The 13,565-nt window shown below is 65.6% G+C and carries 14 protein-coding genes; 8 read left to right on the forward strand and 6 right to left on the reverse strand.

Translation table 11 applies throughout. The annotated features are described in order from the left end of the window. The first annotated feature begins 77 nt into the window (after positions 1 to 77). From ACZY1F_RS11650 to ACZY1F_RS11660, 3 genes are read left to right on the forward strand one after another with little or no spacing between them, the layout of a single operon-like run. Positions 78 to 878, forward strand: a complete 801-nt coding sequence (locus ACZY1F_RS11650) for an electron transfer flavoprotein subunit beta/FixA family protein (RefSeq protein ID WP_463941906.1) — start codon at positions 78 to 80, stop codon at positions 876 to 878. 14 nt (positions 879 to 892) lie between these two features. Beyond that, positions 893 to 1,846 (forward strand): electron transfer flavoprotein subunit alpha/FixB family protein, encoded by a 954-nt coding sequence (locus ACZY1F_RS11655; RefSeq protein WP_463941832.1) that lies wholly within the window; start codon positions 893 to 895, stop codon positions 1,844 to 1,846. A 3-nt stretch (positions 1,847 to 1,849) separates the two neighbouring features. Continuing rightward, positions 1,850 to 2,629 carry a PIG-L deacetylase family protein gene (locus tag ACZY1F_RS11660; protein ID WP_463941833.1) on the forward strand — a complete coding sequence of 260 codons (780 nt, stop codon included), beginning with the start codon at positions 1,850 to 1,852 and terminating at the stop codon, positions 2,627 to 2,629. A gap of 46 nt (positions 2,630 to 2,675) precedes the next feature. Here the strand turns inward: ACZY1F_RS11660 and ACZY1F_RS11665 are convergent, their stop codons facing one another. From ACZY1F_RS11665 to ACZY1F_RS11680, 4 genes are all read right to left on the reverse strand, one after another. Continuing rightward, on the reverse strand, positions 2,676 to 3,554 hold the full coding sequence (locus ACZY1F_RS11665) for an anti-sigma factor (protein ID WP_463941834.1): 879 nt from the start codon (positions 3,552 to 3,554) through the stop codon (positions 2,676 to 2,678). A 1-nt stretch (position 3,555) separates the two neighbouring features. After that, a complete protein-coding gene (locus ACZY1F_RS11670) occupies positions 3,556 to 4,164 on the reverse strand; it encodes a sigma-70 family RNA polymerase sigma factor (RefSeq protein WP_463915202.1) in 609 nt (202 codons plus the stop codon). 189 nt (positions 4,165 to 4,353) lie between these two features. After that, positions 4,354 to 4,821 carry a tRNA (cytidine(34)-2'-O)-methyltransferase gene (locus tag ACZY1F_RS11675; protein WP_463941835.1) on the reverse strand — a complete coding sequence of 156 codons (468 nt, stop codon included), beginning with the start codon at positions 4,819 to 4,821 and terminating at the stop codon, positions 4,354 to 4,356. A gap of 35 nt (positions 4,822 to 4,856) precedes the next feature. Then, positions 4,857 to 5,819: a J domain-containing protein gene (locus ACZY1F_RS11680; RefSeq protein ID WP_463941836.1), complete on the reverse strand. Its 963-nt coding sequence runs from the start codon at positions 5,817 to 5,819 to the stop codon at positions 4,857 to 4,859. 249 nt (positions 5,820 to 6,068) lie between these two features. Between ACZY1F_RS11680 and ACZY1F_RS11685 the strand changes: the two genes are divergently transcribed. Continuing rightward, positions 6,069 to 6,659, forward strand: a complete 591-nt coding sequence (locus tag ACZY1F_RS11685) for a hypothetical protein (protein WP_463941837.1) — start codon at positions 6,069 to 6,071, stop codon at positions 6,657 to 6,659. A 36-nt stretch (positions 6,660 to 6,695) separates the two neighbouring features. Here ACZY1F_RS11685 and ACZY1F_RS11690 read toward each other — a convergent pair whose 3' ends face one another. Continuing rightward, positions 6,696 to 7,124: a hypothetical protein gene (locus ACZY1F_RS11690; protein WP_463941838.1), complete on the reverse strand. Its 429-nt coding sequence runs from the start codon at positions 7,122 to 7,124 to the stop codon at positions 6,696 to 6,698. A gap of 90 nt (positions 7,125 to 7,214) precedes the next feature. Between ACZY1F_RS11690 and ACZY1F_RS11695 the strand changes: the two genes are divergently transcribed. Beyond that, positions 7,215 to 7,877, forward strand: coding sequence for a helix-turn-helix transcriptional regulator (locus ACZY1F_RS11695; RefSeq protein ID WP_463941839.1), 663 nt, complete (start codon positions 7,215 to 7,217; stop codon positions 7,875 to 7,877). Positions 7,878 to 7,933: 56 nt separating this feature from the next. After that, the gene (locus ACZY1F_RS11700; RefSeq protein WP_463941840.1) at positions 7,934 to 9,166 is read left to right on the forward strand and encodes a cysteine desulfurase family protein; all 1,233 of its coding nucleotides are present in this window, start codon (positions 7,934 to 7,936) and stop codon (positions 9,164 to 9,166) included. On the opposite strand, the gene ACZY1F_RS11705 is transcribed toward ACZY1F_RS11700, so the two are convergent. Further along, positions 9,142 to 10,413 carry an NAD(P)/FAD-dependent oxidoreductase gene (locus ACZY1F_RS11705; RefSeq protein ID WP_463941841.1) on the reverse strand — a complete coding sequence of 424 codons (1,272 nt, stop codon included), beginning with the start codon at positions 10,411 to 10,413 and terminating at the stop codon, positions 9,142 to 9,144. The genes ACZY1F_RS11700 and ACZY1F_RS11705 overlap by 25 nt on opposite strands. A gap of 207 nt (positions 10,414 to 10,620) precedes the next feature. Between ACZY1F_RS11705 and mnmA the strand changes: the two genes are divergently transcribed. Continuing rightward, positions 10,621 to 11,745 (forward strand): tRNA 2-thiouridine(34) synthase MnmA, encoded by a 1,125-nt coding sequence (mnmA, locus tag ACZY1F_RS11710; RefSeq protein ID WP_463941842.1) that lies wholly within the window; start codon positions 10,621 to 10,623, stop codon positions 11,743 to 11,745. Between the two features lie 174 nt (positions 11,746 to 11,919). Then, positions 11,920 to 13,560, forward strand: a complete 1,641-nt coding sequence (locus tag ACZY1F_RS11715; RefSeq protein ID WP_463941843.1) for an ABC transporter substrate-binding protein — start codon at positions 11,920 to 11,922, stop codon at positions 13,558 to 13,560. Positions 13,561 to 13,565 lie beyond the last annotated feature (5 nt).

The following is a 13,565-nucleotide window of genomic DNA, read 5'->3' on the forward strand; positions in this document are numbered from 1 at the left end:
GCGTTCCGAGGCCATGACCCCATCCGGCTGGCTGTCCACAAGCATGGAAGGCTGCTGTAAATACAGTGGAAGAGACATTGAAGATCATCGTCCTGGTCAAGCATGTACCGGACGCACAGTTTGACCGTCACCTTACCGGCGAGGGCTACACGACGGACCGTGACGAAAGCATCCTTTCCGAGCTGGACGAATACGCGCTGGAGGCCGCATTGCAGCTGGCGGAGGCCCGCGGTGGCGCCAAAGCCGGTAACCAGGTCATTGCGCTGAGCATGGGTGCGTCCGGTGCCGTGAACGCGGTGAAGAAATCACTCCAGATGGGCGCCACGGAAGGTGTGCACCTCACCGACAGTGCGCTGGCCGGTTCAGATGCCGCCGCCACGTCGCTTGCGCTCGCGGCCGCGATCCGCCACCTCGGCACCGGCGCCCCGGTGGACCTTGTCCTCACCGGAATGGCGTCCACCGACGGCGAAACGTCCCTGGTCCCGGCCCAGCTCGCCGAGCGCCTCGGCCTGCCCCAGGTCACCTTCGCGTCCTCGCTGACGGTCGACGGCGGACGGCTCACCGCACGCCGCGACGCCGACACCTACTCGGAGACCGTCGAAGCTTCGCTCCCCGCGGTGGTCTCCGTGACAGACCAGATCAACGAGCCGCGCTACCCCAACTTCAAGGGCATCATCGCGGCCAAACGCAAGAGCATCACCACCCTGTCGCTGGCCGACATCGGAGTTGATCCCGCGCACGTGGGCCACGCCGGCTCCTGGACCGCGGTCACCGCTGCTGAGGAACGTCCGCCCCGCACCGCCGGAACCATCATCACCGACGAAGGCGACGCCGGCATCAAGCTCGTCGACTTCCTGGCCGCCCAGAAGCTGCTCTAAGAGGGATCACAGACATGGCAAACGTACTCGTATTCATTGACAACCCCGGGGATGCCCTGAAGAAGAGCACCCTTGAACTGCTCACCCTGGGACGCTCCCTCGGCGAGACCGCTGTTGCGCTGAACGGCGAACTGCGCCAGGGTGTTTCGGCCACGCTCGCCGAATACGGCGTCACCGGCGTTTTCCGGCCCTCCGCCCAGGACCTGGATGACTACCTCGTCTCGGCGAAGGCAGCCTATCTCGCGGCCGCCGCCGGTGCCGCCGGTGCCGGCACGGTCCTTCTGGACAACTCGCCCGAAGGCAAGGAGATTGCTGCGCGGCTGGGAATCCGGCTCAACGCCGGCGTCATCACCGACGTCGTGGCGGTCGACGCCGACGGTACAGCGCACAAGTCGGTCCTGGCGGGCTCCTACACCACCGCTGCCAGGACCACCACGGCGGTTTCCGTCCTGACGGTAAAGGCCAACAACGTCACGCCCGAGCCGGCCGCCGTGGCTTCCGCCCCGGAGACGTCCACCGTCGAAGTGCCGGCGGACGGCACCGCCACGGCGGCCCGCATCACCGGCCGCGAACAGAAGGTGGCCAGCGGCCGCCCTGACCTGTCGGACGCCCGCATCGTGGTGGCCGGCGGACGCGGGGTGGACGGTGACTTCGGCCCCGTGGAGCAGCTTGCGGACGCCCTCGGTGCTGCGGTCGGTGCTTCCCGTGCAGCCACGGACGCCGGCTGGATCAGCCACGACGCCCAGGTGGGCCAGACCGGCAAGACCGTGTCGCCCCAGCTCTACATCTCCGCCGGTATTTCCGGTGCCATCCAGCAGAAAGCCGGGATGCAGACAGCCAAGGTCATCGTGGCCGTGAACAAAGACGCCGAGTCACCGATCTTCGAAATCGCCGATTTTGGGATCATCGGGGACCTCTTCGACGTCCTGCCGCAGGCAACCGAAGAAATCAAGAAGCGAAAAGGCTGACCCTTGGCCCACTCCGCTGCCTCAGCACAGAGCCCGTTCAGCCCGGACATCCACCGGATTGGGCGGGTGCTCTGTTTCGCCGCCCACCCGGACGACATCGACTTCGGTGCGGCGGGCACCATCGCCGCCTGGACGGCCGCGGGAATCCCCGTCAGCTACTGCATCATGACCGACGGCGACGCTGGCGGCTTCGACCCGGCGCACCGGACGGAGATCATCGCCCTCAGGGCGGCCGAGCAGCGCCGGGCCGCCGAACTCGTGGGTGTGACCGACATCCACTACCTCCATGAGCGTGACGGCTACCTGGAACCGACGCACGAGGTCATGAAGGGTGTGGTGAAGCTGATCCGGGAACTCCGCCCCGACGTCGTGCTCGCCATGCATCCGGAACGGAACTGGAACCGCCTGCAGAAGAGCCATCCGGACCACCTCGCCGTGGGGGAGGCGGTGACCCGGGCCGTCTATCCTGCTGTGGAAAACCCGTTCGCCTATCCGGAGCTGGCTGAGGCTGGCCTCGCGGCGTACAAGCTGCCGTGGCTATGGCTCTACGCCGGGCCGGAGGAACGCGAGAATCATTTTGTGGACGTCACCGACCACGTGGACGCCAAGCTTGAGGCGATCCACGTGCACGTGAGCCAGCATCCCGACGTCGGCGCCATGGAATCAGCGGTGCGGAATGGAATGCACGTGAATGCCCGGCGCGCGGGCTTTGCCGAGGGACGCAGCGCCGAAACCTTCCACGTAGTCGCCGTGAACGGCCCGGGAACCATCGCGGGTTTCTAGGACTTCCGGCGAGGGGCGGCTGGCCGTTGGTGCAGCCGCCCCTGGCTTAGGCGCCCAGAGGTGCGGCAGCCACGGTGGGGAACGTCGGGGTGGACGAACCGCCTACCGGCTCCACGGTGATGCCGAGCGCAGAAGCGGACGCAATGCCCTTCACCACGGCAGGCTTCGAAAGGGCGGCTTCGTCCATCAGGCCCTGGGAAACCGGTGCCGAGCCGTCCTTCGGGATCAGCCACATCTGGTAGACCTTGCCGGCCGGCGGCGCGGGTACACCGTTCATTTTGACCACCACGGCATCTTTGGATGACGAAATCAGCACGGTGGCGGTGCCGCCGGCCGAGACGGGTACGGATGCTTCGCGGACGTCGCCTGCCCGGACCACCTGGTTCAGGGGGTCGTTCTGGTCTGAGATGTACGCGCCCACGCCCACGCCACCGAGGGCGATCACAGCGGCTGCCGCCACGGCGGTGAGCCAGCGGCGGGCGCCGGCAGGCCGGCGTCGTTCTTCCCGGCGGACCCTGGCAGCGGCGAGCTCATCCAGGGCTTCTGCCGGCGGCTGTGCGGCCGGCGTGGCCGTGGCGGCAGGGGCAGCCATGACTGCGGTGGGACCATCGGCAGGCAACTGCGCGAGGGACGGCAACTGCGACACGATACGGGCGAAAAGATCCGCGGGAGGCTCCGCGTCGGCCGTGAAGGACGTCGCGAGAGTCTCCCTGGCCTGGCGGACACGCTCAAAGAAGGCGCTGCGCTCGGCGTCGGGCGCGGCGGAGATGTAGCGATCAATGGCGGCGCGTTCGGTATCGCTGATCGCGTCCAGGGCATAGAGCTCAGCGAGATCCACGGCCCGCCCGGATTCGAGGTCGGCAGCGATCTCAGTTCCGAAAGAGCCGGGACGGCGGGTGCCTCCCTGACTATTCATTTCTGTCATCTCAACTCACCCCCAGACAGGTCTTCAAGCGGATCAGTCCGTCGCGGATGCGGGACTTGATGGTGGGTACTGCTGCGTTTAGCTTTTCCGCGACTTCGCGGTAAGTGAGGCCGCCGTAGTAGGCAAGCCGCACGGATTCCTGTTGTGTATCGGTCAGCGTTTCCAGGCACCGGACCACCGCCTCGGCCTCGAGCCTGCTGTCCACCTCGGCGGAGACGGAGTCGTGGTCCACGTCCTGGCTGCTGGCGCCGTACTTGGCCTCACGGTCTGTGGCCGACTGCGAGGAACGGACCTTGTCCACCGCCCGGCGGTGCGAGATGGTCATCAGCCACGACAGCGGACTGCCTGCTTCCGGGTTGAACTTCGCGGCGTTCTGCCAAACCTGGAGGAAAACCTCCTGCGTGGTGTCTTCGCTGAGTTCGGGATCGATGAGGACCCGCCGCGCCATGCCGAACACCCTGCGCGATGTCAATTGGTAAAACTCGGCAAACGCGGCCTGGTCGCCGCCGGCTATGCGGGCTAGTAGCCCGGCCAAGCGCTTGCTGAGATCCGCCGGTGAGTCTGTGACTGCGGCCGGGGCCTCGGGGTTTGGCGCATTGGGAGTTTCCATCACTACCCAGCATAAGTCGCCCGGCGGTGAAACCTGAGCATCGCGGCCTGTGCTGCCCCTGGGAGGGGGGGAAGCCGACGGAGACGCGCGCCTCGTCCGTAGCAGTGTCACCTTCCGCTCCTTCCTCGCCCCGGAATTGCTGTCAGGAGTGATTCGGTGCGGGCAGCCCGGCGGATGGGCCGCAGGCGCTCAAATCTGGGCGCCGGGAAATCCGTGCTGGCGCCAGGCCTCATAGACAGCAATGGACGCGGCGTTGGCCAGGTTCAGCGAACGCAGGGACGGCAGCATTGGAAGCCGCACGGTGGCCGTGACATGCGGATCACTCTTGAGGTGTTCCGGGAGGCCCACTGATTCCTGGCCGAACATCAGCACATCGCCGGGGCGGTAGGCGATGTCCGCATAGCTGGCGGTGCCGTCCGAGGTGAAGGCGTACACGCGTTCCGGCTGCAGTTCGCGCCAGGCATCCTCGATGGTTTTGTGGACGGTGACGACGGCAAGATCGTGGTAGTCCAGGCCGGCACGCCGGAGCTTGGCGTCGGAGAAATCAAAGCCGAGGGGTTCCACCAGGTGCAGTTCGGCGCCGGTAATGGCTGCCAGCCGGATCGCATTGCCGGTGTTGCCAGGGATTTCGGGGGCGTGGAAGAGGATTCGGAACACCGTCCAATCCTAGTCAACCAATCCGGTTCAACTGTTCAGTGCATGCCGCGAAGAAGCCTGGCGAGCACGGACACATTGACGGTGTTGGGCGTGGGGCCGGAGGAGAGGAATTGTTTGAGGCCGCGGACCAGGCCCGCTGCGTTGACCACCTGAATGGTTTCGGAGGTGCCGGCTGTTCGCCGGTGGTGGTCGATGACGGGCTCGTGGAGGTTGCCGTCGGCGCTGTGGATGACTGTCCAGCCCGTGACGTTCAGCTCCGGGAAGATGTCCTGCATGGCCCGGACAACATGGGCCAGTTGCGGCGGCGCGATGGAGCGGCCGCCGTGGTTCAGCGTCTGCCCGTCCCAGGCATAGGCTCCCTTTGGCAGCAGCATGGACCCGATCAGCGCCAGCCGGTAGCCGGACAGGAGCGCGTGGTCGATGTGGCTGTTGTCAGCGGGGGACTGCAGGCCGTTCACCAGCCGGGCCGCAGGGATCGTGGGCAGGACCTGGCGGGTGATGAGCTGCACGGTCCGCAGTTCACGCTGGATCCTTGCCTCAGCGCCAAAAATGCCCCGTTTGCGCGGCATCCCGTGGACCTGCTGGCTGGCCTGGGCGAACGGGATGAGCGGTACCGTGCCCGACGCCTCGTAGGCCGCAGCATCGTAGGGCGGGACGTACGCGGGAGGGTCGCCAGCGGTGTTCCGGGGCTTGGTGGTCCTGTGCACGGTGGCCGAGGCGTGGCTGCCCGCCGCCGGCGCATCAAAGTGCGGCCCCGCGGCGGAATCGTCCGTGTTGCGGGATGATCCTGCGGCGTAGGAGCGGTCGTAGGCCTTCCGGCGCGTCGGGTCCATCAGGGTTTCGTACGCCGCCGTCACCCGCCGGAAAGCAGCGGCGTCCCCGCCATGGTCAGGATGGGCCTTTCGCGCGGCCCGGCGGTAGGCCACCTTGATCTCCTTGTCGGTGGCCGTCACGGCGACACGGAGCACCTCGTAGTAGGAGCTGCTGCTCTCGGTCAAGCACTCATCCTTCTTCTTCGTCTGGCCAGTCCACGGCACGCAGCCCGGTGGGCCCCAGTTTACGGCCTGCCCACACAACGTCTGCGCAGGCCTCAGTGGTTCCCGCGGCCCGGCGTCTAGACTCTTTGAGGATGACGGCAGGCTGGCCGTCCGGGCGAACAAATTGGGGTGGACGTGAAGGCACAGGCGGCTGTAGTCGTGGCGGGGGCGCTGCTTGGCGTGACAGCACTGGGAGGCTGCAGTGTTGGTATGCCCGATCCGACCGCCCCGAAAGTGGAGCCAACCGGCACCGCCCTGGCCACCCCTACCATTACCCCCGGCCACGACGCAGAAGCAGTGGCCGGAAAAGACATGCCGTTCTCCGCCGGCGGTTCCCTGGCTGCCGGGGTCCCCGTGGCGATCTCGGACGGACTGAAGAAAGTGCCTGGCTGGCAGCAGGTCAAGGATAACGTTGCCGGCGAGAGCCAGTACCTGAAGGCCGATGGCTGCGTCGTGGCGGCCAAGGTCCGCACCAATCAGGTCCCGCTGGTGCGCGAGGACGATAAAGAGTCAACCATTGGGCTGTTCACGTACCTTGATCCCACCATCTTGCCCGGTTATCTGAAGACCGGGACGCTGCGATGGGGCGGCGAGGTTGGCAAGCCGGGGCCATCCACCGAGGTGTTGGTGCTGGAGAAACCCGGCCAACCGGGCGTCAGGCCCACGGCGGTGATGGCGCGGGTGTTCGGCACCGCCGCATCATCGGTCTACATTTCCGTGGCCTGCCCGGACGACGCCGCTCTGGCAGCCGCCCGGGCCGACGTCGCAGAACACCTACTGGTGCTTCCGCCGTCGAATTAGCCGTGCCCGTTCCAACCCTCCAGCTGGCCCTGACGGTTACCTGCCGTGCCTGCGCCAAGAACCGGTAGGGGAAAGACGGTTCAGGGCGAGCGCGCCCACAAGCAGGCCGAAGTCCCGCAAAGCAACGTCGTAGAAGCTGCCCAGGACCAGAAGGTTAATGATGATGCCCAGCAGCCAGACGGCAACCAGCAGGGAACCGAACCGGGGACGGACCGCCACCGCGATGCCGGCGACGATCTCCACGACGCCGACGATGTACATAAAGGCCTGCGCCGACACCGGCACCACGGTGGTGGCAACGGGCGCAAGGTAGTTGGTCCAGTCCGTCAGGATATTGGCGAACTTGTCCAGACCGAAGAGAATCGGTGCGACGGTGAAGACTGTTCGCAGCAGGAAGAACGCCTGCCGGTTCGGGGCCATCGACTGAAGCCGACCGCCGGCGTCGATGTTCGCGTTGGTTGTCATGGTGGACTCTTTCTAAAAGTAGGTATTATTATTTTAGAAAGATCAAGATAATTAAGCAATGGATGTTGTTTTTAGAGCGAGAGGCAAAGGATGCGCAGACTTCCGTGGGGCCGCCGCATGGCCGCCGTCGCGTCATTGGGCGATGAGAAGCGCCGGCAGCTTTTTGAACTGATCGCCGCCTCGGATGCCGCCGTAGGGCGCGATGAGGCAGCGCTGGCCCTCGAGCTGCCAAGGAGTACGGCATCCTTCCATCTCGACAGGCTTGTCCAGGACGGACTCCTGGCCGTGGAATTTCACAAGGCTGCCGGGAAGTCGGGTCCAGGCTCCGGGCGGCCGGCGAAAATGTACCGGCAGGCAGCGGGCGAGGTCGGGGCATCCGTGCCTGACCGCAACTATGATCTCGCTGCTGAGCTGTTGGTCGCAGCCATCGAGCATTCTACAGAGACGGGCGGCGCGGTGCGCGATTCGCTGCTTGCAACGTCGTACGGCAAGGGCCAGGCGCTGGCCTCCGGCGCCGCAACCCTGCGGGACTTCCTGGACGGAGAAGGGTACGAGCCCCGGCCCGACGGCGCGGGCGGCTTCGTGCTGGCTAACTGCCCGTTCCATCGGCTCTCGGACGGGCACCCGGGCGTGGTCTGCGCCATGAATGGATCATTCCTGCAGGGCGCGGCAGCGGCATGCGGGGAGCCGGAGGAGCGCGTGGCGCCGAACAGTGTGCCGGGCCAGTGCTGTGCCAGGATCACCCCGCCATGACGCCTGATCGGCCAGGGCCGCGGCTGCACCCTCCTGCCCGCCGCTAGAATTGAAGCGTGCCCGTCTACCTCGATCATGCAGCCACCACGCCCCTTTCTGCCGAGGCGCTGGCAGCCCTGACCCGGGAACTGTCCCGCACTGGCAATCCTTCGTCCCTGCACGGCTCGGGCCGCCGGGCCCGCCGCTCCGTGGAGGACGCCAGGGAGGCCATTGCGACAGCGGCCGGCGCCCATCCTTCCGAGGTCATCTTTACGTCCGGAGGCACTGAGTCGGACAACCTCGCCGTCAAGGGCCTGTACTGGGCCCGTTCCGGCGAGGACCCGGCACGGCGGCGCATCCTTTGCTCCGCCGTCGAGCATCATGCCGTGCTGGACACGGTGGAATGGCTGGAGCGGCACGAGGGCGCCATTGTCACCTGGCTTCCGGTCGACAGCGAAGGGGTGGTGGACCTGGATGTCCTCGCCGCCGAGCTGGCCCGGGACCCTGGGACCATTGCGCTCGTGACGGTTATGTGGGCCAACAATGAGGTGGGCACCATCCAGCCGGTGAGCAGGATTGTGGAGCTGGCGCATGCCGCCGGGGTGCCGGTTCATTCGGATGCCGTGCAGGCCTTCGGCTCGCTGCCGGTGGGTTTCAGGGCCTCTGGACTGGACGCCATGTCGGTTTCCGGGCACAAGATCGGCGGACCGGTGGGAGTCGGTGCACTCCTGTTGGGACGGGCCGTTAAGCTGACCCCGGTGCAGCACGGTGGCGGCCAGGAACGCGACGTGCGTTCCGGGACGCTGGACACGGCGTCCATCGCCGCTTTCGCTGCAGCCGCCGAAGCCGCCGCCGCACAACTTGCCGCGGAGTCCGCGAGGATCGCTGCCCTGCGGGACAGGCTCATCGACGGCGTTCTCGAGCAGGTGCCCGAAGCTGTGCTCCGTGGCGCGCCGGGGGAGGGGCGGCTGCCGGGCAATGCGCACTTCACGTTCCCTGGCTGCGAAGGTGATTCCCTGTTGTTCCTGCTGGATTTGGCGGGGGTGGAATCCTCCACGGGATCAGCCTGCACGGCCGGTGTTCCAAGACCGTCCCACGTGCTGCTGGCCATGGGGTTGGACGAGGCGACGGCCCGCGGTGCGCAGCGCTTCACGCTGGGGCACGCCTCAACCGACGCGGACGTGGATGCCTTGTTGACAGCCCTCCCCGGCGCGTACCAGCGCGCCCGCCAGGCAGGGATGGCCGGGCACGAATCCTCGATCCAGACTGCGGGAACGGTAGCGCGTCAGGCGTCCTCCGGCAGGAGCTGATCAAGTCCGGCGGAGCTGTCGGCCAGACGCTCCGCTGAGACGGGAGTCCTGGCCGAGATGAGGGCCTTGATGGTCTTCTGCGCGCCGGGCTGTGGCTTTCGCGGCCAATTGACGCTCATGCCGGCCACCACCCTGGAATCCTGCTGCCAGAACGCGAGGAACTCCTTGTCCTCCAGCGATCCTCGGATCACCGGCTCAGCACCGGCAGCCAGTGCCGGGAAGCCTGAGTACTCCATGCTGACGTCGTACTGATCGGTGTAGAAGTAGGGGATAGTGCTCAGGACGGCGTCCTGGCCGAGCATGGCCCTGGCGGCCACCTTTCCGCCGTTCAGGGCGTTGGACCAGTGCTCGCTGCGGTGGTGCTGGCCGGTGAAGGGGTGCAGGGCGTTGGCGATGTCCCCGGCGGCAAAGATGCCGGGTGCGCTGGTCCGCAGGGAGGCGTCCGTAAGGATCCCGTTGTCCACGGCGAGGCCGGCCGCCTGCGCGAGTCCCGTCTCGGGAACCACGCCGACGGCGATGACCACGATGTCCGCCTGGAGCACCTCTCCGGAATCGGTGATTACCGCGGTGACAGCCCCGCCGTCGCCGGTAATTTCCCGTGCAGAGGCAGGAAGCCGGAAGCTCACGCCGTTGGCTTCGTGGAGTCTGCGGAAGAACCGTCCGAGGTCAGGACCGATGGCCGAAGCCAGGGGGATCGCTTCCAGTCCCAGCAGGGTGACCGTATTGCCGTACGTGGCGGCAGCCGCAGCCAGTTCCATACCGATCCAGCCGGAACCGATCATCACCACGTTCAGGCCGCCCGTCGCGAGGCGGCTGCGCAGCCGCCGGCTGTCATCCAGGGTGCGGAAGGTGGAGACGCCGGCAAGGTCGCGGCCGGGCAGGCGCAGGGTGCGCGGCGTCGCTCCTGTGGCGAGCAGCAGGGAGCCGTAGTCCAGGGTGCTTCCGTCGTCCAGCTCCACCGTCCGGGTGTCCGGCCGGATGCCCGTGACGCGGGCACCCAGGCGGAGTCCGACGTCGTTCTCCGCGTACCAGCCCGGCGGCACCACCGGGATGGTCTCCTCTGCGGCCTTGCCCAGCAGATACTCCTTGGACAAGGGCGGACGCAGGTAGGGATGATGGGCCTCGGCGCCGATGATGGTCACCGGCCCGGCGAACCCCTCCGCCCGCAGTGTCTTGGCGGCGGTGGCCCCGGCCAGCCCGCCGCCGGCAATCACAATGCCCTCCGCGGTCGCAATGTGCTTAGTCATGTCCGCCCGATTCCCGCTGGTGCGCGCTCGAAGTCTAAAACTGTATATCCTGACTTTAGAAGGATGGGCTGGCCGGGTCAAGGGTCTTTTGGGCAGGATTCGGCGTGGCGATAGACTGGTGCGGCAGGCATTGTGCTATTTCTGCGGCCGCCGGTTGATCGGCAGCCGCCCTCTGCCGGCATCCCACGAACCCTAAAGAAAGCCAGCATGCGAGTTCTAGCAGCCATGAGCGGTGGAGTCGATTCCGCCGTCGCCGCAGCACGTGCCGTTGAAGCCGGGCACGACGTCGTCGGCGTTCACCTTGCGCTGTCCAGGATGCCCGGCACCCTGCGGACCGGCAGCCGCGGCTGCTGCACCATCGAGGACTCGCGCGATGCGTGGCGGGCTTGCGATGTGCTGGGCATTCCCTACTACGTCTGGGATTTCTCGGAACGCTTCAAGGAAGATGTGGTCCAGGACTTCATCGATGAGTACGCCGCCGGGCGGACGCCGAACCCCTGCATGCGCTGCAACGAGCGGATCAAGTTCGCAGCCTTGCTGGAAAAGGCCATTGCCCTGGGGTTCGATGCCGTCTGCACCGGCCACTATGCCAAGGTCATCCAGGATGCTGACGGCAATCCGGAGCTGCACCGCGCCGCCGACTGGGCCAAGGACCAGAGCTACGTCCTGGGTGTCCTGACCCACGAGCAGCTCAAGCACTCCATGTTCCCGCTGGCGGACACGCCTTCCAAGGCCGAAGTGAGGGCGGAAGCTGAGCGGCGGGGACTGTCGGTGGCCAATAAGCCCGACAGTCACGACATCTGCTTCATTCCCGACGGTGACACCGCGGGCTGGCTCGCGGAAAAAATCGACATGACCACCGGTGACATCGTGGACGAGACCGGCTCGAAGGTGGGGGAGCACCCGGGAGCCAACGCGTTCACTGTGGGCCAGCGCCGCGGCCTGAAGCTAGGCACGCCCGCAGCGGACGGCAAGCCCAGGTTCGTCCTGGAGATCCGGCCCAAGGAAAACAAGGTAGTGGTGGGGCCACAGGCGCTGCTGGCCATTGACGAGATCCGCGGCATCAAGGTCTCGTGGGCCGGCCTGCCCATCGCGGAAATCGAGACCGGCGCCGAGTTTGACTGCTATGCCCAGGTCCGTGCCCACGGGGACCCGGTGCCGGCAACCGCGCGTATGCTGCCCGGAGAGGATGCGCCTCAGCTGCTGGTCACCCTGACCACGCCGTTGCGCGGTGTGGCGCCCGGCCAGACGGTGGTCCTCTACCAGGGCAGCCGTGTCCTGGGTCAGGCAACGATCGACGCTGCCCGGTCGTTGCAGCGCGCGGAGCTCTGACGCGGAGCGAATTTACCCTGGTCAGGTAAATTTTGTGTCTCAACTCACAAAAAAGCCGGTTGATGAGTCCGGCGTCTGGTTGAATCTAGGCATCAGGACAGCGCGCTGCCCGCTCTAGCCAAGACACCCATTAGCGGGCGGCGAGCGCGTACTCATCGAACAGAAAGTTCACAGATGACTAAGAGCACTAAAGCCTTGCGGAGCGTAATCGCGCTCGCAGGCGTTTCCGCCTTCGCATTGACGGCCTGCACGGGCCCAACAGAGGGCGGCGGCGGTGGCAGCACAGCATCGGAGAATGCAAGCAGCGTCATTGCGTACGGAACCACAGACAAAGTCACCGCACTGGACCCGGCGGGCTCGTACGACAACGGTTCGTTTATGCTGATGAACCAGATCTACTCTTTCTTGTTAAACTCCAAGCCTGGTGGCGCCGATCCCGTGCCGGACCTGGCCGAATCGTCGTCGTTCACCAAGCCCACGGAATTCACCGTCAAGCTGAAGAGCGACCTCAAATGGGCCAACGGACACGTGCTGGATTCCAAGGACGTGAAGTTCTCGTTTGATCGCCAGGTCGCGATCAACAACCCCGACGGACCGGCATCGCTGCTGACCAATATTGAGTCCATCGCCACGCCTGATGCCAGCACCGTGGTTTTCACGCTGAAGAATGCCAACGACCAGACGTTTCCGCAGATCCTGACCAGCCCGGCCGCTCCGATCGTTGACGATGAAGTCTTCCCGGCAGACAAGCTCCTCAGTGACGAGGAAATTGTCAAGGCCAATGCCTTCCACGGCCAGTACATCATCGACTCCTACAACAAGAACACTCTGGTCAGCCTGAAGGCTTGGCCGGACTACAAGGGGGTCCTGGGCAAGCCTGCCAACGCAGGGGCAACGATCAAGTATTACACCGACCAGACCAACATGAAGTTGGAGGTCAAGGGCGGCCAGATCGATGTTGCCAACCGCAGCCTGAGTGCCACGGACATCGATGACCTCAAGAAGGATTCGAACGTTACGGTCCACGTTGGACCCGGCGGCGAGATGCGTTACATCGTCTTCAACTTCGACACCATGCCTTTTGGCGCCAAGACCCCCGAAGCGGATCCGAAGAAGGCGCTTGCTGTCCGGCAGGCCACGGCAAACCTCATTGACCGCCAGGCCATCTCGGACCAGGTCTACAAAGGCACCTACCTGCCGATGTGGTCCAACGTTCCCTCCGGATTTGTGGGGGCAAACGAATCCTTCAAGCAGGCCTACGGCGATGGCTCCGGCAAACCAAGCCTGGACAAGGCCAAGAAAGTCCTGGCCGACGCCGGTATCAGCAGCCCGGTGAACATCAAGCTGCAGTACAACCCTGACCACTACGGCAAGTCATCCGGTGACGAATACGCCATGGTCAAGGACCAGCTGGAGAAGAGCGGACTGTTCACAGTGGATCTCCAGTCCACCGAGTGGGTCACCTACAACTCTGCGTCGAAGAAAGACAGCTACCCTGTCTTCCAGCTGGGCTGGTTCCCGGACTTCAGCGACGCGGACAACTACCTGACTCCCTTCTTTGTGGGCGGCGGGTTCATGAACAACCACTACTCCAACAAGGAAGTCGAAACGCTGATCGCAAAGCAGCTTGTTACAGGTGACAAGGCCGAGCGCGAGAAGTCGATCCAGGAAGTCCAGAACCTCCTCGCCAAGGACATCTCCACATTGCCGTTGCTGCAGGGCGCCCAGGTTGCTGTCTCCGGGACGAAGGTCAAGGGCGTGGATGCCACCCAGGACGCGTCGTTCAAGTTCCGGCTCGGCACGGTTTCCAAGTAGCGGCC

It is taken from the genome of Pseudarthrobacter xylosi, assembly GCF_055412765.1.